The sequence below is a fragment of the Clavibacter sp. VKM Ac-2873 genome (genome assembly GCF_015351075.1).
In the GTDB taxonomy this organism is placed as follows: Bacteria; Actinomycetota; Actinomycetes; order Actinomycetales; family Microbacteriaceae; genus Clavibacter.
In genome coordinates this window covers 13987-36910 of record NZ_JADKRS010000005.1, presented here as the reverse complement: position 1 = coordinate 36910, position 22924 = coordinate 13987, and the positions used below count along the sequence as shown (strand labels likewise).

At 74.4% G+C, this 22924-nt stretch carries 16 protein-coding genes and 1 riboswitch; of the genes, 7 read left to right on the top strand and 9 right to left on the bottom strand.

Features of this window, described 5'->3' with window-relative positions; genetic code table 11:
• Positions 1-7: 7 nt before the first annotated feature.
• Complete coding sequence (locus tag ITJ44_RS13530; RefSeq protein WP_194636076.1) at positions 8-922, top strand: GNAT family N-acetyltransferase; 915 nt, start codon at positions 8-10, stop codon at positions 920-922.
• Between the two features lie 22 nt (positions 923-944).
• Positions 945-1538, top strand: a complete 594-nt coding sequence (locus ITJ44_RS13525) for a gamma carbonic anhydrase family protein (RefSeq protein ID WP_194636075.1) — start codon at positions 945-947, stop codon at positions 1536-1538.
• Between the two features lie 48 nt (positions 1539-1586).
• On the opposite strand, the gene ITJ44_RS13520 is transcribed toward ITJ44_RS13525, so the two are convergent.
• Both ITJ44_RS13520 and glyA read right to left on the bottom strand, forming a co-directional pair.
• Positions 1587-2489, bottom strand: coding sequence for a bifunctional methylenetetrahydrofolate dehydrogenase/methenyltetrahydrofolate cyclohydrolase (locus tag ITJ44_RS13520; protein WP_194636074.1), 903 nt, complete (start codon positions 2487-2489; stop codon positions 1587-1589).
• Positions 2486-3763: a serine hydroxymethyltransferase gene (glyA, locus tag ITJ44_RS13515; RefSeq protein ID WP_194636073.1), complete on the bottom strand. Its 1278-nt coding sequence runs from the start codon at positions 3761-3763 to the stop codon at positions 2486-2488. Before glyA ends, ITJ44_RS13520 begins: the two co-directional genes overlap by 4 nt.
• A gap of 32 nt (positions 3764-3795) precedes the next feature.
• Positions 3796-3879, bottom strand: a riboswitch (ZMP/ZTP riboswitch).
• Positions 3880-4093: 214 nt separating this feature from the next.
• Between glyA and ITJ44_RS13510 the strand changes: the two genes are divergently transcribed.
• Together ITJ44_RS13510 and ITJ44_RS13505 are read left to right on the top strand one after the other, a co-directional pair.
• Complete coding sequence (locus tag ITJ44_RS13510; protein WP_194636072.1) at positions 4094-5785, top strand: DUF3459 domain-containing protein; 1692 nt, start codon at positions 4094-4096, stop codon at positions 5783-5785.
• A gap of 40 nt (positions 5786-5825) precedes the next feature.
• Positions 5826-6365, top strand: a complete 540-nt coding sequence (locus tag ITJ44_RS13505) for a hypothetical protein (RefSeq protein WP_194636071.1) — start codon at positions 5826-5828, stop codon at positions 6363-6365.
• Between the two features lie 7 nt (positions 6366-6372).
• Here the strand turns inward: ITJ44_RS13505 and ITJ44_RS13500 are convergent, their stop codons facing one another.
• Positions 6373-7230, bottom strand: coding sequence for a LysR substrate-binding domain-containing protein (locus ITJ44_RS13500; protein ID WP_194636070.1), 858 nt, complete (start codon positions 7228-7230; stop codon positions 6373-6375).
• 39 nt (positions 7231-7269) lie between these two features.
• Between ITJ44_RS13500 and ITJ44_RS13495 the strand changes: the two genes are divergently transcribed.
• Entirely contained in the window at positions 7270-8856 is a 1587-nt protein-coding gene (locus ITJ44_RS13495; protein WP_370551703.1) for an MFS transporter, read from the top strand.
• On the opposite strand, the gene ITJ44_RS13490 is transcribed toward ITJ44_RS13495, so the two are convergent.
• Positions 8765-9796 carry an aldo/keto reductase gene (locus ITJ44_RS13490; protein ID WP_194636068.1) on the bottom strand — a complete coding sequence of 344 codons (1032 nt, stop codon included), beginning with the start codon at positions 9794-9796 and terminating at the stop codon, positions 8765-8767. The genes ITJ44_RS13495 and ITJ44_RS13490 overlap by 92 nt on opposite strands.
• A 118-nt stretch (positions 9797-9914) precedes the next feature.
• Between ITJ44_RS13490 and ITJ44_RS13485 the strand changes: the two genes are divergently transcribed.
• A complete protein-coding gene (locus tag ITJ44_RS13485; RefSeq protein ID WP_194636067.1) occupies positions 9915-10589 on the top strand; it encodes a metal-dependent transcriptional regulator in 675 nt (224 codons plus the stop codon).
• A 21-nt stretch (positions 10590-10610) separates the two neighbouring features.
• Here ITJ44_RS13485 and ITJ44_RS13480 read toward each other — a convergent pair whose 3' ends face one another.
• The 3 genes from ITJ44_RS13480 to ITJ44_RS13470 form a co-directional block, all read right to left on the bottom strand.
• A complete protein-coding gene (locus ITJ44_RS13480) occupies positions 10611-11855 on the bottom strand; it encodes an Nramp family divalent metal transporter (RefSeq protein ID WP_194636066.1) in 1245 nt (414 codons plus the stop codon).
• A gap of 134 nt (positions 11856-11989) precedes the next feature.
• The gene (locus tag ITJ44_RS13475; protein WP_194636065.1) at positions 11990-12910 is read right to left on the bottom strand and encodes a hypothetical protein; all 921 of its coding nucleotides are present in this window, start codon (positions 12908-12910) and stop codon (positions 11990-11992) included.
• A 75-nt stretch (positions 12911-12985) separates the two neighbouring features.
• Positions 12986-14287 carry an MFS transporter gene (locus ITJ44_RS13470; RefSeq protein ID WP_194636064.1) on the bottom strand — a complete coding sequence of 434 codons (1302 nt, stop codon included), beginning with the start codon at positions 14285-14287 and terminating at the stop codon, positions 12986-12988.
• A 78-nt stretch (positions 14288-14365) separates the two neighbouring features.
• Here ITJ44_RS13470 and purU point away from each other — a divergent pair, with 78 nt between their 5' ends.
• Positions 14366-15238: a formyltetrahydrofolate deformylase gene (gene purU, locus ITJ44_RS13465; RefSeq protein ID WP_194636063.1), complete on the top strand. Its 873-nt coding sequence runs from the start codon at positions 14366-14368 to the stop codon at positions 15236-15238.
• A 133-nt stretch (positions 15239-15371) separates the two neighbouring features.
• Here purU and ITJ44_RS13460 read toward each other — a convergent pair whose 3' ends face one another.
• On the bottom strand, positions 15372-18989 hold the full coding sequence (locus ITJ44_RS13460) for a S8 family serine peptidase (RefSeq protein ID WP_194636062.1): 3618 nt from the start codon (positions 18987-18989) through the stop codon (positions 15372-15374).
• 318 nt (positions 18990-19307) lie between these two features.
• Entirely contained in the window at positions 19308-22907 is a 3600-nt protein-coding gene (locus ITJ44_RS13455; protein WP_194636061.1) for a S8 family serine peptidase, read from the bottom strand.
• Positions 22908-22924: the final 17 nt, after the last annotated feature.

The following is a 22924-nucleotide window of genomic DNA, read 5'->3' as shown; positions in this document are numbered from 1 at the left end:
CGGTGCCATGCGACCACCCGCGGGCCTGACCGAGATCGCCGACGACCGGGACGGGGCGGTCCGCGACATCGCGCGCGCGCTCTCCCCGTGGTTCCCCGCGTCCACCCACCCCGGCGGATTCGCGTGGGAGGCGTCGACCGGCCAGCTGCCCGAGCGGATGGCCGTGGTCCGCGACGGGGCGGGCGCCCTGATCAGCTGGGCCGCCTTCTCCGCGGACGACGCGCGCGTCGAGTGCGCGCCCGGCGACGACGCCACCACCGAGCAGCTCACGGCGTGGATCCTCGACGCGGCAGGCGACGGGCGCGTGAGCGTCGCCGTGCACCGCGGGCAGGGCCGTCTGCGCGGCATCCTGGCCGGTCGCGGCTTCGTCGACGAGGCCGTCCCGCTCGCCGGGCTCCGCCACGCGGCCCGCGACACGGGCGCGCGGCCGCCCGAGGGGTACCGGATCCGCCCGGTCGCGGAGGGCGAGGAGCGGGCCAAGGTCGACGCGCACCGCCGCGCCTGGAAGCCCGTCGAGCTGCCCTTCACCGACGGGTCAGGCGACGGCATCGACCCGGACGCCGAGAGCCGCTTCGACGCGGACGGCTACGCGGCCATGCAGGCCGCCGCCGTGTACCGGCGCGACCTCGACCTCGTCGTCGAGGCGCCCGACGGCTCCCTGGCCGGCACCTGCACGGCCTGGCTCGACCCCGCGAGCGGCTGGGCGGAGCTCGAGCCGCTCGGCATCGTGCCCGCGCACCGCCGCCGGGGCCTCGCGCAGACCCTCGCGCTCGACGTGTGCCGCCGGGTCGGCGAGCTGGGCGGGCACGACGTGTTCATCAACGCCTCGCCGCTCCCCTACTACCGCGCGCCGTGGGACGCCTACGTCGCCGCGGGCTTCGCGCCGATGGAGCGCGGCACGCGGATGCGCCCGGGCGCGTGACCCGGCGGCCTACCCTGGCCGCATGACCGTCGATCCCCAGGCCACCGTCCGCGCGCTCCCCGGATCGCCCGCGCCCGACATCGCGCCCGACGCCCTCGTGGCGGCGGGCGCGCGCGTCGTGGGGCGGGTGACGCTCGGCCCGGGATCCAGCGTGTGGTTCAACGCCGTCGTGCGCGCGGAGGCCGCCGACATCGCGATCGGCGCGGGCTCGAACCTGCAGGACAACGTGAGCTGCCACGTCGACGCGGGCTTCCCGCTCACGGTCGGCCGGGGCGTGAGCGTCGGGCACAACGCGGTGCTGCACGGCTGCACGATCGAGGACGACTGCATCGTCGGGATGTCCGCGACCGTGATGAACGGCGCGGTCGTCGGCCGGGAGTCGCTGCTCGCGGGCGGCACGGTCGTGTTGGAAGGGCAGAGCATCCCGCCGCGCTCGCTCGTCGCGGGCGTGCCCGGCAAGGTGCGGCGCGAGCTCACGGACGACGAGGTCGCGGGGCTCCGCGCGAACGCCGCGCACTACGTGGAGAACGCGCGGCTGCACGCGGGCACGATCCCCACGCCCGCCGTCCTGCTGGGCGAGTCGTCGCAGCCCGGACGCGTGGAGGGGACGGCCTGACCGGCCGTCCCCTCCACGTCCACCGCCGCGCGGTCGCGGCGAGCGCCGTCAGCCGCGGAGCTCGGCGGCCAGGCGCGCGTCGCGCTCGGCGGCCAGCACCACGTTCACGAGCAGCATCGCGCGCGTCATCGGCCCGACGCCACGCGGGTTCGGCGACAGGTGGCCGGCGACCTCGGCGACGGCCGGGTCCACGTCGCCCGTGAGGCGCGCCTTCCCGGTCTCGGGATCCACGACGCGCGTGATCCCCACGTCGAGCACCGCGGCGCCCGGTTTCACCCACTCCGGCTGGATGAGGTGCGCGACGCCGACGGCCGCGACCACGATGTCCGCCCGGCGGACCTCCTGCTCGAGGTCGCGCGTGCGCGAGTGCGTGAGCGTGACGGTGGCGTCGAGGCCCTTGCGCGTGAGCAGCAGCCCCAGCGGGCGCCCGACGGTGAGGCCGCGGCCGACGACGACCACGTGCTGGCCGGCGATCGGCACCTCGTAGCGCTCGAGCATCTCGACGATGCCGGCGGGCGTGCACGGCAGCGGCGAGGTCAGCTCGCCCTGCACGCCGAGCACGAGCCGCCCGAGGTTGGTCGGGTGCAGGCCGTCGGCGTCCTTCGACGGGTCGATGAGCTCGAGCATCGCGTTCTCGTCGATGCCCGCCGGGAGGGGCAGCTGCACGATGTAGCCCGTGACGGCGGGATCCGAGTTGAGGCGCTCGATGGCCTGGCGCACGTCGTCCTCGGTCGCGTCGGCCGGGAGGTCGACGCGGATGGACTCGATGCCCACCTCGGCGCAGTCGCGGTGCTTGCCCGCGACGTACGAGCGGGATCCCGGGTCCTCGCCCACGAGGAGCGTGCCGAGACCCGGGACGAGGCCCTGCTCGCGGAGGGCGCGGATCCGCACGGCGAGCTCCGACTTGACGGCCGACGCGGTCGCGACGCCGTCGAGCACGACCGCGGTCACTGGGTGAGGCCCTCGTAGAGCGGGAAGCCGTCGGTGAGCGTGAGCACGCGCGCACGCAGGGCGGCGAGGTCGCTGCCGGGCTTGAGGGTCTCGGCGATGATGTCCGCCACCTCGGTGAACTCGGCCTCGCCGAAGCCGCGGGTCGCGAGCGCCGACGTGCCGATGCGGACGCCGGAGGTGACCATCGGCGGGCGCGGGTCGAACGGCACCGAGTTGCGGTTGACCGTGATGCCGACCTCGTGCAGCGCGTCCTCCGCCTGCTTGCCGTCGATGGGCGAGTCCCGCAGGTCGGCCAGGACGAGGTGCACGTCGGTGCCGCCCGTGAGGACGGAGACGCCGGCCTCGGTGGAGTCGGCCGCGACGAGGCGCTCGGCGAGGATCTGCGCGCCCTGGATGGTGCGGCGCTGGCGGTCCGCGAACTCCTCGGTGGCCGCGATCTTGAACGCCGTCGCCTTGGCCGCGATGACGTGCATGAGCGGCCCGCCCTGCTGGCCGGGGAAGACGGCCGAGTTGAGCTTCTTGGCGAGCGCGGTGTCGCGGCTGAGGATCACGCCGGACCGGGGACCCGCGAGGGTCTTGTGCACGGTGGAGGAGACGACGTCCGCGTACGGGACGGGCGAGGGGTGCACGCCCGCGGCGACGAGGCCCGCGAAGTGCGCCATGTCGACCCAGAGCTTCGCGCCGACCTCGTCCGCGATCGCGCGGAACGCGGCGAAGTCGAGGTGGCGGGGGTACGCCGACCAGCCGGCGATGATGACCTGCGGGCGGTGCGCAAGGGCCTTCTCGCGCACGACGTCCATGTCGATGAGGAAGGTGTCGGGATCCACGCCGTACGCGGCGGCGTCGTAGAGCTTGCCGGAGAAGTTGAGCTTCATGCCGTGCGTGAGGTGGCCGCCGTGCGCGAGCTCGAGGCCGAGGATCGTGTCGCCGGGCTGCGCGATGGCGGCGAGGACGGCGGCGTTCGCGGTGGCGCCCGAGTGCGGCTGGACGTTCGCGAACTCGGCGCCGAAGAGGCTCTTGGCGCGGTCGATGGCGAGCTGCTCGGCGACGTCGACGAACTCGCAGCCGCCGTAGTAGCGGCGGCCAGGGTAGCCCTCCGCGTACTTGTTGGTGAGCACGGATCCCTGCGACTGCAGCACCGCGCGCGGCACGAAGTTCTCGCTGGCGATCATCTCGAGGGTGCCGCGCTGGCGGCCGAGCTCCTGCTCGAGGACGGCCGCGATCTCCGGGTCGACCTCGGAGAGGGGGGCGTTGAAGGACTGGTCGACGGGCATGGGACTCCTTGTGCACGGTGGACGAGCGGATGCGTCGTGGCCCAGGCGTACGGCCACCAACCGTGTGAGTCGCTCCCCGATGGTGACCCATCCGAACGCCAGTCGCGACGGGTCCGATCCTACCCGGGCGAGCGCGCGCCCGCGAGGCGCGCCTCCGCGCGGGCGGACCACCGTCCGGACGCCGGGATGGTCGCCGGGGCGGGCTCCGGGCTGGCCGCCGGGCGACGGGATCCGATGGGCACGAACGATCCCGGGGTCACGCGACCCGCCCGCCCGTAGGATCAGGGGGTCGGGCGACGGTGCCCGCCGGATGCGGAGGAAGGACCGAGCATGGGGAGCGCAGCGCTCACGACCGATCCCGCGGCAGGCGGACACGACCGCGACGACGCGCGCGCGGACGCCGTCTCCGTCGCCGGGACGGACGCCCCCGTCGAGCCGCCCGCCGCGCCCTCGTTCGACCGCGACGCCCTCGCCGCCGACCTCCGTCCGCTCGTCGGCGACGACGCCGACGCCCTCGCCGATGCGGTGGCCGCCGACCTCCGCGACGTGCGCGCCCGCCCGGCCGTGCCGACCCCCGCCGACCTCGACCTCGACCTCGGCCTCGACCGCCGCACGGGCGGCGTCTGCTACGTCGACCGGTACGCCGACGACCTGCGGGGCCTCGCCGCGCGGATCCCCGCCCTCCGCGACCTCGGCCTCACCCACCTCCAGATCACGCCGGTCGCCGAGCCCGCGCCCGCGGGCGACGCGGACGCGGACGACGCCGACACCGACACCGACGCGCTCCTCGCGCCGGGCGTCCGCGTGCGCGCCGGCCTCGGCTCCGCGGCCGACCTGGGCGACCTCGTGGACGCCCTGCACGACGCCGGCCTCACGCTCGCGGTCGACCTCTCCCCCGCGGATCCCGACGCCGCGCTCGCCGACCGGATCCGCGTCGCCGTCCGCGAGGCCGTCGCCCTCGCTGCCGTCGGGGTGGACGTGGTCCGCGTGGATCCCGCCGCCGTCCTCGGCGAGCGCCCCGACGCCGACCGGCCCGTCGATGACCGGTCCGCCCTGCTCCGCGCGATCGCCGCGCTCGGCCGCCGCGTCTCCCCCACGCTCGCGCTCGCCGTCGCCGCCGACGCCGATCCGCGCGGATCCGCCGAGCTCCTCGACGGCGACGCGGTGCGCCTCGCGGACGACCCGGCGCTGACCGCGCTCGTCTGGGAGGCCCTCGCCACCCGGTCGGCCGGGCTCCTGTCCCGCGCCCTCGAGCGTCGCGGCGACGTGCCGACCGGATCCGCCCGCACCGCGCGCGTCCGCAGCCACGACGCCCTCCGCTGGGCCTTCGACGACGACGACGCGCGCGCCATCGGCATCGACCCCGACGAGCACCGCCGCTTCCTCGCCGACTTCCACCTGGGCCGCTTCGCCGGCAGCCACGCCCGCGGCGTCGCGCACGCGGACGGCGCGGTCGCCGGCACCACCGCGTCCCTCGCGGGCCTCGAGCAGGACGACCCGGGCGCGGTCGAGCGGATCCTGCTGGCGCACTCCATCGCGCTCAGCACCGGCGGCCTCCCGCTCCTCGTGCTCGGCGACGAGGTCGGCCAGCTCAACGACTACGGCTACGACGACGTCCCCGCGCACGCCGAGGACAGCAGGTGGGTGAACCGGCCGCTCTACCCGTTCGACCGCTACGACGAGCGCGACGACCGCACCACGAGCACGGGCGTCATCCACGCGGGGATCCGCCGGCTCATCGCGGTCCGCCGGGCCACGCCCGCGCTCGGCGGCACGCGCGTCGTCGGCTTCGACGCGAACGACCCGCACGTGCTCGGCTACCAGCGCCCGCACGCGGACGGCACGGTGCTCGTGCTCGCGAACCTCGGCGACGAGCCCGCGACGGTGTCCGCCGAGACGCTCGGCGGCTTCGCCGAGCACGCCGTCGACCTCGTGCGCGACGAGCGCCTCCGCCTCACGAAGGGCATCGTCCTCAGCCCGCGCACGTTCGTCTGGCTCCAGGCCGCTCACGACCTCGCGTGACACACTCGCAGGCACGGACGGGTCGGCACGGAGGAACGGCATGAGCGACGAGGGACGCGGGACGGACGAGCCCCGGGAGCAGGCGCGCCCCGCATCGGGATTTGCCTGGCCCATGTGGGTCAACATCGGCTGGATCGCGCTCGGCGCCTGGCACATGCTCGCGCCGGTCAACGACGCGTCCGGCTGGCTCGGCCTGTTCCAGATCGCGGTGGGCGCCTTCGGCATCCTCGCCTCGCGCCGCCGCGCGCGCCGGCTCGCCGAGGCGGAGGCCGACGCGCTGCCGCTCGACGAGGTCACGCGGATCCCCGCCGACGTCGACGAGGAGCGCGCCCGGATCGCCGAGGCCGCGGCCGCGCACGCGGAGATGGACGCCCGGCTCCGCGCGCTCGCCATGCAGCTCGAGCAGCCCGGCACGCCCGGCGCGGATCCCGACAAGCCCGAGCCCCCGCACCAGCCCGCCGGCCACCGCCGCGGCTGGGGTCGCGGACGGAGTGACCGCGCCCGCGATGGCCGCGCTCGCGATGGCCGCGCCCGCGAGGTCTGGCCCGACGACGACATGCCGCCCGTCGCCCGCTGGTAGGCGCGCGTCAGCTGGCGCGCGTCACCCCGCGCGACATGATCGCCGAGGTGAGCGCCTCGATGGAGGCGCGCGGCCCCGCCGGGTTGTCCATCAGCACGTAGTCCACCTCGTCGAGCTCGGGCAGGCCGAGGCGCGAGGTGACCTTCACGAGGTCGGTGGGGATCAGCGCCTGGGGCAGCACCGCCACGCCCATGCCCGCGCGCACGGCGGCCAGCACGCCGTTCACGTCGCGCGTGCTGCACGTGATCCGCCAGGTGCGGCCCTCCCGCTCCAGCGCGTCCATGGCCATCTGCCTGCTGATGCTCGGGGCGCGGTACGCGATGAGCGGCACGATGGCGCCGGGTTCCACGAGCGTGCGCTCGAGGCCCACCCACACCATCCGGTCGCGGCCCACGAGCCGCGCGCCCGGCTGCTCGTCGACCGTGGTCTTGGTGAGGATCAGGTCGAGCTGGCCCGCCAGCAGCCGCCGGTGCAGCGGGCCGCTCTGCGTCACCGTGAGCTCCAGCTCGATCTGCGGGTGCAGCTGCCGGAAGTGGCGGAGGATCCGCGGGAGCTGCGTGATCGCGAGGTCGTCCGCGGTGCCGAAGCGGAGGCGGCCGCTCACCTCGGATCCGCCGAAGTAGCTCTCCGCCGCGCGGTGCGCCGCGAGGATCGTGCGCGCGAAGCCGGCCATGGCGTCGCCCGCGTCGGTGAGGCGCATGGCCCGGGTGTCGCGCGCGATGAGCGTGCGGTCGACCGCGCGCTCCAGCCGGCGCACCTGCTGGCTCACCGTCGGCTGGCTGATCCCGAGCCGCGCGGCCGCCTGCGTGAAGCTGCGGGTGTCGGCGACGGCGAGGAAGGTCGCCAGCAGGGTGGGGTCGAGCACGGCGCCTCCCGGCCATTCGAGAACGTGATGCCACTCATCATGTCGAGACGGGATCCGAATGGGAAGCCCGCGGGTAGCGTCGATCGCGGCTCGACGCCGAGCCCCATCCATGCAGAACCGACGCCACCCATACGCAACCGCCACCGCAGGAACACCGTGACCCCGCCGCCGAACGCCTTCCCCCCGACCGCCCCGCTCCCGACCCAGACGCAGCGCCCGCCGTGGCGCCACACGCTCATCGCCCTGAGCGTGCCGAACTTCCGCCGGTTCACGGCGTCCAACGTCATCGCCATGACCTCGGGCTGGATGCAGCGCATCGCCCAGGACTGGCTCGTGCTCGAGCTCACCGGCAGCGTCACCGCGGTCGGGATCACGGTCGCCATGCAGTTCGCGCCCATGCTGCTCTTCGGCCTCCTCGGCGGCGTCATCGTCGACCGGTGCTCGAAGCGGATGCTGATGATGATCACGCAGGGCACGTACGCGCTCCTCAGCGCGCTGCTCGCCGTGCTCACGCTCTCGGGCGCCGTCGAGGCGTGGCACATCTTCGCCATCGCGTTCGCGACCGGGCTCGTGACGGTGATCGACAACCCGGCTCGCCAGGTGTTCGTCACCGAGATCGTCGGCCAGCAGCACCTCCGGAACGCCATCAGCGTCAACTCCTCCGTGTTCCAGCTCGGCGGCATGGTGGGGCCCGCGCTCAGCGGGATCCTGCTGCTGGCCGTCGGCGCCGGCTGGTCGTTCGCGATCAACGCGCTCGCGTGCGTCGTGGTGGTGCTCACACTGTGGAGCCTGGAGACCCGCGACCTGATCCGCATCCCGCCCGCCCCGCGCCGCCGCGGCCAGCTCGCGGAGGGGCTCAGGTACGCCCGGTCGAAGCCGACCATCCTGTGGCCGGTCGTGCTCGTGGCCGTGTTCAGCGTCTTCGGCCTGACGATGCCCGTGCTGCTCGCGGCGTTCGCGAGCCAGGTCTACGACGTGGGCGCGGGCGGATACGGCTTCTTCAACTCGATGGTCGCGATCGGCGCCCTCACGGGCGCGCTGCTCTCGACCCGCCGGGCGACCGTGCGGCTGCGGACCATCGTGGTCGGCGTCGGGATCACGGGCCTCCTGCAGGCGGCCGCGGGGCTCATGCCCGGCATCGCGCCGTTCGCGGTCGTCCTCGTGACGGTGGGGATGGCGTCGCTGCTGTTCCAGACGGCCGCGAACTCGCTCGTGCAGCTCTCCAGCAACGTCGCCATCCGTGGGCGCGTGATGAGCGTCTACGTGCTCGTGCTGCTCGGCGGCCAGGCCGTCGGGGGCCCGCTCATGGGCGGGATCGTCGAGGCGTGGGGCGTGCACGTGGGGATGGTCGTCTCGGGCGGCGTCCCCGCGCTGGCCGCTGCGGTGGTCGCCGTGGTGCTCGCCAGGCGCGGGCAGCTGACCCTCGAGGTCGTGGTGCGCCGGCACGTGCCGCGCGTGCGGATCACGCCCCGGGCGCCGGGGGCCGGCCGCCCCCGCGTCGCCGGAGCGGACGAAGGGGCGGCAGGCGGCGGGCTCAGCCGCGCACGTCGATCGCGCGGTGGCGCTGCTGCACGCCGGCCGGGCCGTACGGGTAGTCGGACACCACGGGTGCGCTCACCGCGCTGAGCGACGCGATCTCGTCGGCCGTGAGCGCGAGGTCGGCCGAGGCCATGTTGTCCTCGAGCTGCTCCACGGTGCGGGCGCCGAGGATCACGCTGGTCACCGCCGGCTGCGCCTCGAGCCACGCGAGCGCGACGCGCGCCGAGCTGGATCCGTGCGCGTCGGCGATCCGGCGCACCTCGTCGAGGATCGCCCACGTGCGCTCCTGGCCGTTCCGGGGCGTGAAGGCCTCCATGCCGCGCTCCGGGTCCTCGCCGAGGCGCGTGGCGCCCGTCGGCGTCTCGTCGCGGCGGTACTTGCCGGTGAGCCAGCCGCCCGCGAGCGGCGACCACGGCAGCAGGCCGATGCCCGCATCCAGCGACGCCGGCACGATCTCCGACTCGATCTCGCGCACGAGCAGCGAGTACTGCGGCTGCAGCGTCACGGGCGGCGTGTACCCGAGCGCCTTCGCGAGCCCCACGGCCTTGGTCAGCTGCCAGCCGAGGTAGTTCGAGAAGCCGTAGTAGGAGATCTTGCCGGCGCGCACGGCGTCGTCGAGGAAGCGCAGGGTCTCCTCGAGCGGGGTCACGGCGTCCCAGGCGTGCATCTGGTACAGGTCGATCGTGTCGACGCCGAGGCGACGGAGCGAGTCGTCGAGCGCGCGGGTGAGGTGACGGCGCGAGGTGCCGACGTCGTTGTTGCCCTCCCCCATCGGGAAGCGGCCCTTCGTGGCGATGACGAGCTGGTCGGCCTCGGTCGGGTGCGCCGCGAGCCACCGGCCGACGATCTCCTCCGAGACGCCCGACGTGTAGACGTCCGCCGTGTCGATGAACGTGCCGCCGCCGGCGACGTACGCCTCGAGGATGCGCCCCGAGGTCTCCTCGTCCGCCTCCGCGCCGAAGGTCATGGTGCCGAGCGCGTAGGTCGAGACGACCGCGCCGCTGTTCCCGAGATTCCGGTAGTGCATGTGGTTCCTCCATCGGATCCGCCGCGGGCGTCCCTGCCCGCGGTCCGCATCCAGCTTGCACCGCGCGGCGGCGCCGCGTGGCCGCGGGCCGACAGGGAGCGCTCGGTACCATGGCGCCATGTCCGTCGACGAGCTCTCCAGCGCCGCGCAGGACTACCTCAAGCTCATCTGGTCGGCGACCGAGTGGACCGACCAGCCCATGACCGTGAGCCGCCTCGCGGAGCGGCTCGGGATCCGACCCGCCACCGCCTCCGACGGGATCCGCCGCCTCACCGCGCAGGGCCTGGTGGAGCACCGGCCGTACGGCAGCATCGAGCTCACCGACGACGGCCGCCGCCACGCGATCCAGATGGTGCGCCGCCACCGCCTGCTCGAGACGTTCCTCGTGGAGGTGCTCGGCTACGGGTGGGACGAGGTGCACGACGAGGCCGAGGTGCTCGAGCACGCGGTCTCCGACGACTTCGTGGCGCGCATCGACGCGCACCTCGGGCACCCGTCCCGGGATCCGCACGGCGACCCCATCCCCTCGGCCGACGGCGAGCCGCACCTGCCCGACGCGACCCAGCTCGCGGAGGCCGCCGCCGACCGGCCCATGCGCGTGCGGCGCATCTCCGACGAGGATCCCCGGCTGCTGCGCGAGCTCGCCGACCACGGCATCGGGCTGGACGCGACGCTCGTGCGCGAGGCCGCGGCCGGCTCTCCCGGCGCCGTGCGCGTGACGGTCGACGGATCCGCGGCGAGGCCGCTCACGCCCGCCGCCGCGTCCGCGGTCTGGGTGTCCGACGCCGACTGACGCCCGGCCGACCCGCGTGCGTCAGCCCGTGAAAGTCAGCACCACGAGCGCGACGTTCAGCACCACCACGAGCGACACCCCGACCCACGCCGCGACGCGCGTGAGCGGCCGGTCGACGTGCGCGCCCATGACACGGCGGTCGCCCGTGAGGCGGATGAGCGGGACGAGCGCGAACGGGATCCCGAGGCTCAGCACCACCTGGCTGATCACGAGCGCGGTCGTCGGGTCGACGCCGATGGCGAGGATCGCGAGCGCGGGGATCAGCGTCACCACGCGCCGCGCGAGCAGCGGCACCTTGACGTGCAGCAGCCCGCCCATGATCGCCGCGCCCGCGTAGGCGCCCACCGACGTCGACGCGAGCCCCGAGGCGAGCAGCCCGACCGCGAAGACGATGCCGACGACCGGCCCGAGCGACGCCGTGATGGCCGCGTGCGCGCCCTCGATCGAGTCGGTGCCGGGCACGCCGCCGAGGCTCGCGGCCGCGATCAGGAGCATGGAGACGTTGACGGCGCCCGCCACGGCGAGCGCCGTGACCACGTCCCAGCGCGTCGCCCGGATGAGGCGCCGGAGCACGCCGTCGTCGGTCTGCACGCCGTGCCGGTCGCGGCTGAGGGACGAGTGCAGGTAGACGGCGTGCGGCATCACGGTCGCGCCGAGCATGCTCGCGGCGAGGAGGACGCTGTCCGGCCCGTCGAAGCGCGGCACGAGGCCGCCCGCGATGCCCGACGCCGACAGCGGGCTCACGACGAGCCCGGTGAGGAAGCCGACGGTGATCACGACCAGCAGCGCCCCGATCACGATCTCGAACGGCCGCTGCCCGTGTCGCGACTGGACGGCCAGCAGGCCGATGGAGACGAGGCCGACGATCACGCCGCCCGCGACGAGCGGGATGCCGAACAGCAGGTGCAGCGCGATCGCCCCGCCGATGACCTCCGCGAGGTCGGTGGCCGCGGCGATCAGCTCGGCCTGCACCCAGAACGCGCGGCGGCGCCCGGTCGGCAGCCGCTGCCCGAGCAGCTCCGGGAGGCTACGGCCCGTGACGAGCCCGAGCTTCGCCGACTGGTACTGCACGAGCACGGCGATGGCGTTCGCGGCGACGAGCACCCAGACGAGCAGGTAGCCGTAGCGCGCGCCCGCGGTGAGGTTGGCGGCGACGTTGCCGGGATCCACGTAGGCGATGGCCGCGACGAACGCCGGCCCGAGCAGGAGCACGAGCCGCGGGCCGGCGACGGGCCGGCGCGCGCGCTCGGGGGCGGTGCGGGTCATGGCGGCCTCTCCGTCGAAGTGTTAGCCGAAGCTAACATCCGTTCGCGCACACGCGGAAGGGCCCGTCCGCATGCGGACGGGCCCTCGGGGGATGCGGCGAGCGCGGCGGGCGGCCGCGCGCGGATCGACGCGGATCAGCTCGCGGAGCGCCCCGGCGCGAGGAACGCGGAGTCGTCCTCGGCCTCGCCGCGCACGATGCGCACCCACTGCGTTAGGAGGGCGGCGCCCGCCGCGTCGTGGATCAGGTCGCCCGCGGTGAGCACGGGATACGGCGTCGCCGGGATCCCGTCGGCCGGTCGCACGTCGACGTGCGCGACCTCGTGCCCGTTCTCGTGCAGCCAGCGGGCCATCGCGTAGTCGGTGCGCGAGTCGCCTACCGTGCGCCAGCGCAGCGGCAGCGGGCCGCTGTCGGCCAGGAGCTCCAGGGCGCGCGCGGCGCCCAGGTCCTTGCCCAGGCGGATCGACTCGACGTCGGTGGAGATGATCGTGGGATCCACGCGCACCTGCACGTTCCCCTCCGCGTCCGGCACCTCCACGCCCTCCAGCACCGAGCCGAGGCCGTGGGCCGTGAGCATCTCGACCGCGCGCGCGTCGAGGTCGGGCTGCACGCGGAGGTAGTCGGCGGAGGAGACGCTCGTGAGCTGCTCGAGCGAGACCATCGCGTGCTTGGTGGTGTCGAAGAACATCCAGTCGGCGAAGCTCTCGGCGACGAGCCGCTCCATGTCGCGCATGTACGCCTCCGGCAGCGCGAGCGACCGGTCGACGTGCACCTCCCCCGCGCCGTCCGGCGTGATGGAGAACCACGACGCGCCCTTCTCGCACACGGCGTGCACGCGCGCGCCCGCCGTCAGGCCCGCGTCGAGCAGCGGGCCGACGACCTGGTCACGGATGAAGGCGTCCGAGCGCCCCGTGTTGAAGACGACGGGCACGCCGGCGGCCGCGAGCTCCACGAGGTCGGCGGCGATGCTCGGGATGGCGAGCGTGCGGGTGAGCGGGCTGGCGATGGGGCCGTCGACGTCGAGGAGGAGGCCGAGGGGCGCGGGGGTCGTGGTCACGACTCCATCCTCCCGCAGGCCGGAGGGGACCCGATGCGGATGGGGACGCCGGCGGCCTCCCGCCGTCGCGAGGCGTCAGCCAGCCGCGCGCGCGGCCGCGCGACCCCGGGCGGCGCGGCCCGCGGATCCGACGACCAGCACGACCGACACCGCCATCACCGCGAGGAACGCGCCCGGCAGCGCGGCGATCCCGAGCCCGTCGAGCAGCGCGCCGCCCACGAGCGCGCCGCCGCCGATGCCGACGTTGAACGCGGTCGTGTAGAAGGAGCTGGCCGTGTCCCGGAACGACGGGTGCGCGGCGTGCAGCATGCGCGTCTGGAGCAGGGTCGGGATCGCGCCGAACGCGAGTCCCCAGAGCAGGAAGCCGGGGATCGCGACCGCCCAGAGCCCGGGCACGGACGCGAGGGCGCTGACGCCGAGGGCCGCTGCCGCGAGCCCCGCGAGCACGCCCAGCTGCGGGCGGCTCGCGAAGACGGTGCCCGCGATGAGGAGCCCGACCGCGCCGGCGATGCCGTAGCCGAAGAGCATGGCGCTGAGCTGCTGCTCGGGGATGCGCATCACGCGCGTGACGAACGGGTCGACGTACGTGTAGAGGCCGTAGTGGCCGATCATGATGACCATCGCCGTGAGGCACACGAGCAGCACGCCGCCGAGGCCCTGCCCGGCCATGCGCTGCCGGATCCCGACGCGGCCGCCCGCGGGCGCGTCGACCGGCGCCTCCCGCTCGGGCCGCCCGACCGCCGGCAGGAACCGCCACACGAGCAGGATCCCGAGGAGCGTGAGCACGCCGATCCCCGCGAACGCCGCCCGCCAGCCGAACGCCTGCCCGGCCGCGGTGCCGAGCGGCACGCCGAGCACGAACGCGAGGCTGCCGCCGCCGACCGTGAGCGCGACCGCACGGCCGATGAGCGCGGGCGGCACGAGGTGGGCCGAGTACGCGCCGACGACCGCCCAGAACAGGCCGTGCGCGAGGCCGCCGAGCACGCGCGTCGCGGTGACGAGCTCGAACGTGGGCGCCAGGGCCGTGAGGAGGTTGCTCGTCGCGAAGACCGCGAGCACCGCGAGCAGCAGCGCGTGCCGCGGCACCCGGCGGGTGAGGGCCGCGAGCGGCGCGCTGGAGACGACCACCGCGACCGCGAACACCGAGACGAGCAGGCCCACGCGCGACTCGTCCACGCCGAGGTCGCCGCTCATCTCGCTGAGGAGGCCGGTGGGCAGCATCTCGCTGGTGACGCTGAGGAACACGCACGCGGCGAGCGTGAGGATCCCGACCCAGGGGAAGCGGAACGACGGGTCGACGCCGGGCCGTGGACGGCGGCGGCCGGAGCGCTCGGCGCGCTCGAGGTCGGGCAGGAAGATGGGGGAGGTGTTCGTCATGGGACCTGTGGGGGACGTGACGGCGGGAGGGCTCCCGGGGCCGGCGGGATCCGCGCAGCCAGGCAATAGCCTAGACGGATGACCGACCAGGCCACCCGCGCGCGCCCGCCGCACCGCGTCCTCAGCTTCTCCTGCGACGACCGCCCGGGCATCGTGCACGCCATCGCGGGCGCCATCGTCGAGGCCGGCGGCGACATCACCGAGTCGCAGCAGTTCTCGAGCGCCGACACGGGCCGGTTCTTCATGCGCCTGCAGATCCAGAGCGCCGCCGACGACGACCGGCTGGCCGACGCCCTCGCCGCCGTCGTCGAGCGCTACGACGCCACGTGGCACCTCGACGAGGTGGGCCGGCCGCTGCGCACGCTCGTGCTGGGATCCACCGCCGAGCACTGCGTGAACGACCTGCTGTTCCGGCAGCGCGCGGGGCAGCTGCCCGTCGACATCCCGCTCGTGCTCAGCAACCACGACAGGCTCGCCGACCTCGCGGGCTTCTACGGCGTGCCGTTCGAGCACGTGCCCGTCGCCGACGAGGCGTCGAAGCGGGCCTTCGAGGAGCGCGTGATCCGCGCGGTCGAGGAGCACGACATCGAGCTGGTGGTGCTCGCGCGCTACATGCAGATCCTCTCCCCCGAGCTCTGCGCGCGCCTCAGCGGCCGGATCATCAACATCCACCACTCCTTCCTGCCCGGCTTCAAGGGCGCGAACCCCTACAAGCAGGCGCACGCGCGCGGCGTGAAGCTCATCGGCGCGACCGCCCACTTCGTCACGAGCGACCTCGACGAGGGCCCGATCGTGGAGCAGAACGTCGTGCGCGTCGACCACTCGCGCAGCGCCCGCGAGCTCATGGCGATCGGCCAGGACGAGGAGTCGCGCACCCTCACGCAGGCCGTGCGCTGGTTCGCGGAGCACCGCGTGCTGCTCGACGGGGCGCGGACGATCATCTTCCGCTGAGGCCGACGCCGGCACCGGCCCGGGCCGGCCCCGCGCATGGTGCCGGCCCCGCGCATCCGCCCGGACACGCCACGAGGGGGCGGGCGCCTCACGGCACCCGCCCCCTCGGCGGTCACTCCGGGTCAGCCGCGGATCAACGGCTCACGTAGAGGTACTTCGGGGCGCTGGTCTTCGCCGCGTTCGCGGTGTCGCCCGCGTACGTCGCGGTGACCGCGTACCGGCCCTTCGCGTACGCCGGCAGCTCGAGGCGGCCGGTGCCCGCCGCATCCAGCGCGACCTCGAACGCGTCCGCGCCGACCTTCACGGTGACGCTGCCCGTGGGCGCCGCCTTCGCCGTGCTGTCGACCTTGACCGTGACGACGGCCTTCTGCGCGCTCGTGAGCACCGACGGCTTGACGCTCACCGTGATGGTGCTCGCCAGCTTGATCACGACGGCCTCGCTGGTCGCGGTGCCCGAGGGGCCCGTGGCCGGCTTCGCCGTCACGACGACGGTGATCGACCCGCCCGAGACCGACGGCGAGACCTTGTAGGTCGCGCGCGTCTGGCCGGCGAGCGCCTTCCCGTCCGCGAACCACTGGTAGGAGAACGTCAGGCCCTCCTGGTCCCACGTGCCGGGTGATGCGGTGAGCGTCTGACCGGCGACGGGCGTGCCCGAGATCACGGGAGGCGCGGTCGCGGCCGGGGCCGGGATCGCCCCCGACTCGACGCGCACGTAGGTCAGCGCATCCGTGCCGGCGTAGGCGACCCGGCCGAGGTACGCGGTCTCGGGCGCGAGCCCGCTCCACGACGCCGTGTACGTGACCGGTCGGCTCTGCACGGCGTCGAGCGGGTTCGGGGACACCTGGAAGGCGCCCTCGTCCGTCGACGCGGAGAGGTCGAACTGCGTGAGGGTGAAGTCCTGCGTCGTCGCGCCCGCGGGGAGCGAGAAGACCGACACGACCACCACGTAGTCGCCGGCCTCCGGCGTCTCGATGGTCACGGACTCGTCGGCCGACTCGGTCGCCGAGTCGAACTGCTCGACCGGCTGCCCGTCCTCGAGGCGGAACACCGAGAGGTCGAGGTCGGCCGCGTCGTCGGCCGAGTCGAGGTCGATCCGGGTCGCCAGCTGGCCGGCGGGGACGGTGGTCGCGTACTGCAGCTCCGCCTTGGCCGCTCCGGTGCCCGAGATGGGCGAGGACGCGTCCGCCGGGTTCGCGTACACGCGGCCGGCGGTCAGGCCCTCCGCGGTGAGCGCGATCGGCCCGGTGGTGCCGGGCGTCACGGTCACGTCGACGGATCCCGTGATCCCCTTCCCCTGCACCTCGTCCGGCGCGGCGATGGAGACCGGGTTCACCGCGATCGGGCTGCGCACCGTGGTGGCGCCGCTCGTCCAGGTGAGGGATCCGGTGGCGTAGGCGTCGACGGCCGCCGTGGTGCGCGTGAACGCGACCTCGAACGACTTCGTCTGGCCCGCCTCGGTGAACTCGAGCGTCTTCGGGGTCACCTCGGCGGTGACGCCCGCGAGGCCCTGCACGCTCGCCGTGTACGTCCCGGCCCGCGTGGAGGTGACCTCGCGCGTCACGGTCTCGGAGCCGGTGAGGGCGCCGATCGCGATGCTCGCCAGGTTGAGCTCCGACGGGTCGACCGGGTCGATGCCCGAGGCGTAGCCGGTGGCCGCGAGGTACGCGAGCCAGTCGGCGCGGTCGTTGAGGTAGAGCAGGCCGGGGTCGAGGTACCGGCGCGCGTCCACGTGGCCGGCGCCCTGGGTGAACGGGTCCGTCACCTTCGCGCCGTCCTCGTCCAGCGTGTCGTAGGCGGTGGTCATCATCGCCGACTTGATCTCGGCGGGCGTCGCCTTCGGGTGCTCGCCGAGGTACAGCAGCGCGAGGCCGGCGATGTGCGGGGCCGCCATCGAGGTGCCGGAGAGGAGCGCGAAGGTCGGCTCCTCGCCCTCGGCGTTGTTGGTCGCCGCGATGATCGAGACGCCGGGCGCCGTGATGTCGGGCTTCAGGATGTCGCTGCCGTCCGCGAGCACCGGGCCGCGCGAGCTGAAGCCCGCGACCTGGGGCGCCGCGGCGGTGACGCCCGTCGTGTTGTCGGGCACCAGCGTGACGGTCGCGCCGGGCGTCGCCGCGTAGGCGGAGACGGCCGCGTAGACGTCGGCGTCGAGGTGGACGGTCGGCACGGAGTGCGTGTCGGCGTCGACCGAGTTGGGCGTCGGGTTCACGAGCACCATGCCGATGCCGCCCGCGCGCTCGACCTCGGCCGACTTCGCGACCCGGTCGAACGTGCCGCGCTCGCAGAGGACGATCTTCCCCGCGGTCTTCGTCGGGTCGAGCACGCCGGGTCCGCAGAGGGCCGGCGTGGTGGCGCCGGCCGCGGCGACGGAGGCCGCCGTGACGAAGGCGCCCGCGACCGGCTCGGTCACCGTGATGGACGAGCCCGCGTACTGCTGCCCGTCGCCGAGCTTCGCGGTGGCCTCGAAGTTGCCGGCGACCGTGCTCGCGGCGACCGTGGTGATCCACGGCGACGCGTTGTCGAGCGTGGAGGCGCCCGGGCCGGAGTTGCCCGCGGAGGCCGACACGAAGATGCCCGCGCTGGCCGCGCCGAGGAACGCCTTGTCGGTCGCGGAGAACGTGGTCTGCGCGGATCCGCCGCCGATGGAGTAGTTGATGACGTCGACGCCGTCCTTCGTCGCCTGCTCGATGGCCGCGACGAGGTCCGCCCCGGCGCAGCCGTCGTCCGTCTGCACGGCCGGGTCGGGACCCGACCAGCAGACCTTGTAGGCCGCGATCTTGGCGGCGGGCGCGACGCCCGAGATCTCCCCGAGGTCGTTGCCGTCGATGGTCGCCGTGACGCCCGCGTCGCCGGCGGCCGTGGATGCGGTGTGCGAGCCGTGCCCGTCGCCGTCGCGCGGGGAGACGTACTCGCCCGTCGCGGCGGTGCCGATGTTCCCCTGGCCGAAGCCCGTCACGAAGTAGCGCGCGCCCACGATCTTCGTGGAGCAGTCGGCCGCCGTGAACTGCTCGCCGGTCTGGCAGGCGCCGCGGAAGGTGGTGCCGTCGGCCTTGGCGTACGCGATCGCGGATCCGTCGCGGTACGGCTCGGCGCCCGCCGTCGTGCCGAGCAGGTCGCCCGCGAACGCGGGGTTCTCCGGCGCGATGCCGGTGTCGATCACGCCGATGACGGCGCCCTCGCCCGCCTTCTCCCGGCCGCCCGTCTTCGCCCACACGCCGTCGGCGCCCGAGAGGCCGAGGAAGTCGGCGGCCGGGGTGGAGGTGGGGTGGTAGATCCGGTCCTGCTCGACGGAGGCGACCTTGCGGTCGCCGGAGAGCTTCGACGCCTGCTCGGCCGTGAGGTCGGCGGAGAAGCCGTTGACCGTGAGGGAGTAGGAGTAGTCGATGTCGGCGCCGACGCTGGCGGCCACATCCTCCTGCTGGTCCTGGAGGTAGTCGGTGTACGCGACGACCGGGCCGGCCTTCGCGTCGAGCTGCGCGCCCGAGCGGGCCTCGGTCGCGGGGAGCCCGTCGACGCCGCCGCGGTAGGTCGCGGCAGCCTCGTCGGCGAGGGTCACGATGTAGCGGCCGTCCTCGAGAGCGGACGCCGGCGTCGCGACCGTCGGCGCCGGGGCGGCCATGGCGCCTCCGGCCCCGAAGGCGACGAGGCCGGCGGCGACGAGCGCGGTGGCGGCGACGGAGGCCGTCGCCCGACGCAGGGATGATGCGCGGTCGGACTCCGAGCGGAGCCGGGGGGAGCGTGGGATCACGAACACGTCCTTCGAGAGGGGATGAATGGCCCGCGCGTACCCCGTGTGACACGCGCGAATCCTCAACATACCCCGGGTATTCGCCCTGAGAACGGATCGGTGTTACCGCCGTGTAACAGTTGCGTCCGGCCGCGGATCCCCGCCAGGGCGACCATCGCGCCCCGATCGCGGATCGCGTGCCGCATCGCCCCACCACCTGCCGCACGGATGCCTTTCAGGCACAGCCACCCTCTCTCGTGTAGTGGGCCGGGTGCCGCGCGCACGACGGAGGGCGGGTGCCGTCCGGCACCCGCCCTCCTGTGGTCGCTCGCGCGATCCGCGCGATCAGCGCACGACGATCCTCTGCGCGCGGCTCGTGCCCCCGCCGACGAGGTTGTCGCCCGCGTAGGAGGCCTGCACCGTGCGGGTCCCCGGGGCGATGCCCGTGATGTCCGCGCACCCGTTGCCCGAGCCGTCGAGGGGCACGTCGTGCTCCGCGCCGTCCACGGTCACCCGCACCACGCCGGTGGCCGCCTGCTTCGCGGCCGACGTCACCGACACCTGCACGTGCACGCTGCCGCTCGCCGCGCCCCGCGGGTGCGTCGCCTGCAGGTGCACCGTCGCGACGTCCCGCGCGGTGACGGTCGGGCTCGTGGCGACGCCCGTCTGCCCGTCGGACGCGGTGGCCGTCACCTGGGCGGCGAGCGCCGTGCCCGCGACCGCCGAGGTCACGCGGAAGGTGGATCCCGTCGCCCCGGCGATCGGCGTGCCGTTGGACAGCCACTGCGTGGCCAGCGTGACGCCCTGCGGCGTCCACGCGCCCGTCGACGCCGTGAGCGTCTGCCCGACGTCCGGCGTGCCCGTGATGGCGGGCGCCGTCGTCGCGACGGGAGCCGCCGAGGCCGCGGGCGTGGTGACGCCCACGACCGTGGTGGCGGCCGTCCCGCCGTAGCTCACGACGCCGACGTACGACTTCCCGGCGGCGAGACCCGACCACGAGGCCGTGTAGGTGGCCTTCTTCCCCGCGGTGACGGGGAGCTGGGCCGGCGAGACCGCGAAGGATCCCTCCCCGCCCGTGCTCTGCACGTCGTACCGCGTGAGGTCGAAGTCGACGCTCGTCGCCGAACCCGCGAGCTTCGTCGCCTCCACGCCGACGATGTAGTCGCCCGCCTCCGGTGCCGGCACGACGATGCGCTCCGACAGCGAGGACGTCTGCTGCAGGCTGATGAGCTTCCGGTCGTCGTCGGTCTTGCCCACCTTCTGCAGATACAGCGCGAGGTCGGATGCCCCGTCGACCGGCACCGCGTCGAGGACCAGCGCCTTCTCGCCCGCCTTCACCGTGATCTCGGCCCCATCGGCCTCGGTGGCGGTGACGTTGCCGGAGTGGCCGGAATGACCGGTGTCACCGTCGCTCAGCAGCTCCCCTGGCGTGAGCCCGGCGGTCGTCAGCGGGATGCGGCCCGTGACGCCCGCGTCGACCGAGACGTCGACCTTCCCGCTCGTGCCGGTGCCGTCGACCGACGCCGGGGCGACGATCGCGGTGGGCCGCACGGCGATGGGGCTGCGGACGGTGCCGGCGGATCCGGTCCAGGTGAGCGACCCGGTCGACCACGCGTCGGACGGCGCCCCGCGCTTCGCGGTGATGCGCACCTGGAAGGACTTCGTCTGGCCAGGGGCCGTGAACGTCAGCCGCGCCGGCGTCACCTTCACGTCGGCCTGCGACACGCCCTGCACGGAGGCCGTCCAGGTGCCCGCGGTCAGCGACGTCACGGTGCGCGTGACCGTCGTGGATCCCATGAGCTTCCCGACGCCGATGCTCGGCAGGTTCAGCTGCGACGGCGCCACGGGCGCCACCGGGTGCGGCAGCTCGAGGCCCGTGGCCGCGGCGTAGCCGGCCCAGTCCTTCGCGCCGCTCGGGTAGAAGAGACCCGGCTCCAGGAACCGGTCCGGCGCGATCTGCCCGGCTCCCTGGGCGAACGGATCCGTGGCGGGCTTGCCGTTCGCGTCGAGCGTGTCGGTCGCGGTCGTCATGAACGCCGACTTGACCTCGGCCGGCGTCGCCTTCGGGTGGACGCCGAGGTAGACGAGCCCGAATCCGGCGATGTGCGGCGAGGACATGGACGTGCCCGACTCCGGGGCGAACGCGGGCTTGCCGTCCTCGTCGCTGACCGCGGCGAGGATCCCCACGCCGGGGGCCGTGATGTCGGGCTTGATGGTGTCGCCGCCGTCGACCGCCTCCGAGGCACCGCGGGAGCTGAACCCCGCGACCTGCGGCGCCGGGCGCTCGACGCCCGTCGTGTTGCCGTCCGTCAGGGTCACCGTGGCGCCCGCCTTCGCCGCGTAGTCGACGATCGTCTGCCGGGCGTCGGAATCGAGGTGCACCGTGGGGACGGTGTGGATGTCGAGGTCCTGGGAGTCGGGCTTCACGTTGGTGAGCACCATGCCGATGCCGCCCGCGCGCTTCACCTCGGCGCTCTTGTCGATGCGGTTGACGATGCCGCGGTCGCACTGCACGATGCGGCCGCGGACCTTGTCCGGATCCAGCGTCCCCGCGCCGCACAGCTCGGGGGACGTGGCCCCCGCGACCCCGGAGTCCACCGCGCGCACGAGGGGGCCCGACACGGGCGACCCCACGGTCGCGGAGGCGCCGGCGAACTTCGCCCCGTTGCCGAGGGTGACCGTCCCGGAGTAGTTGTCCGGCACGCTGCTGGCCGCGACGGTGGTGATCCACGGCTCGGTGTTCGCGACCGTGCCGACGTCGGGGCCGCTGTTGCCCGCCGACGCGGCGACGAAGATGCCGGCGTCCGCCGCACCGAGGAGGGCGCGCTGGAACGCGTCCTCGGTCTTGCCGGGGCCGCCGAGCGACATGTTGAGCACGTCGACGCCGTCGGCCGTGGCCTGCTCGATCCCGGCGACGATGTCCGACGTCTCGCAGCCGTCGTCCGTCTCCTTCGTCAGGTCGGGTCCGCTCCAGCACACCTTGTAGGCCGCGATCTTCGCGGCGGGGGCGATGCCGGCGATGGTCTCCTGGATGGTGCCCGCGGTCGCCGCCACGCCCGCGTCGCCCGCGGCCGTGCTCCCGGTGTGGCTCCCGTGGCCCTCGGTGTCGAGGGGGGACACCTTCTCCTGCGGCCCGATCGGCTCGCCCGAGGCGGCACGGCCTGCCTCGAACGCGCGCGCGCCCACGATCTTGGTGGAGCAGTCGGCGGCGGTGAACCCGTCGCCCGTCTGGCACGTGCCGTGGAAGACGGTGCCGTCGCCCTTGCGGTAGTCGATGCGGGAGCCGTCGAGGTACGGATCCGTCCCGGGCGCGGTGCCGAGGGGCTTCCCCGCGAAGGAGGGGCTGTCCGGGGAGATGCCGGTGTCGAGGACGCCGATCACCGTGCCCTCGCCCGCCTTGTCGGAGCCGCCCACCTTCGACCAGAGGCCGTGGTCGCCCTCGAGGCCGATGAAGCGGGAGTCCGGCGTGGACGTGGTGTGCAGGGTCTGGTCGGGCTCCACGCTCAGCACGTCGCGATCGTGGCCGAGCGCCTGCACCTGCGCCGCCGTCAGCTTGGCCGAGAAGCCGTTGACGGTGAGGGAGTACCGGTTGGTCGGGGTCACGCCCGCCGCGCTGGCGGCCGAGTCCTGGATCCGGGTGAGGTGGTCGGAGTAGCGCTGCACGGCGTCCGACTGCGCGTCGAGGCGGGCGCCGGACTCGACCCGCGTGGGCGCGAGCCCGTCGAGGGTGCCGTCGTAGGACGCGGCGGGCTGGTCCCGCAGGGTCACGAGGTAGCTGCCGTCCTGCGCGCCGAGGGGGACCGCCGCCGTGGGCGCGTCCGCCGCGCTGGCTGTGGTGGCGCCGGCCGCCACGAGCGCGAACGCGAGGGCGCAGGCCGCCAGGGGCCGGGCCGCGCGCAGGCGGCTCCTCCGGCCGGGCCGGGATGGGTCTCGTTGGATGGGCATGGCTGTTCCCCCCTGTC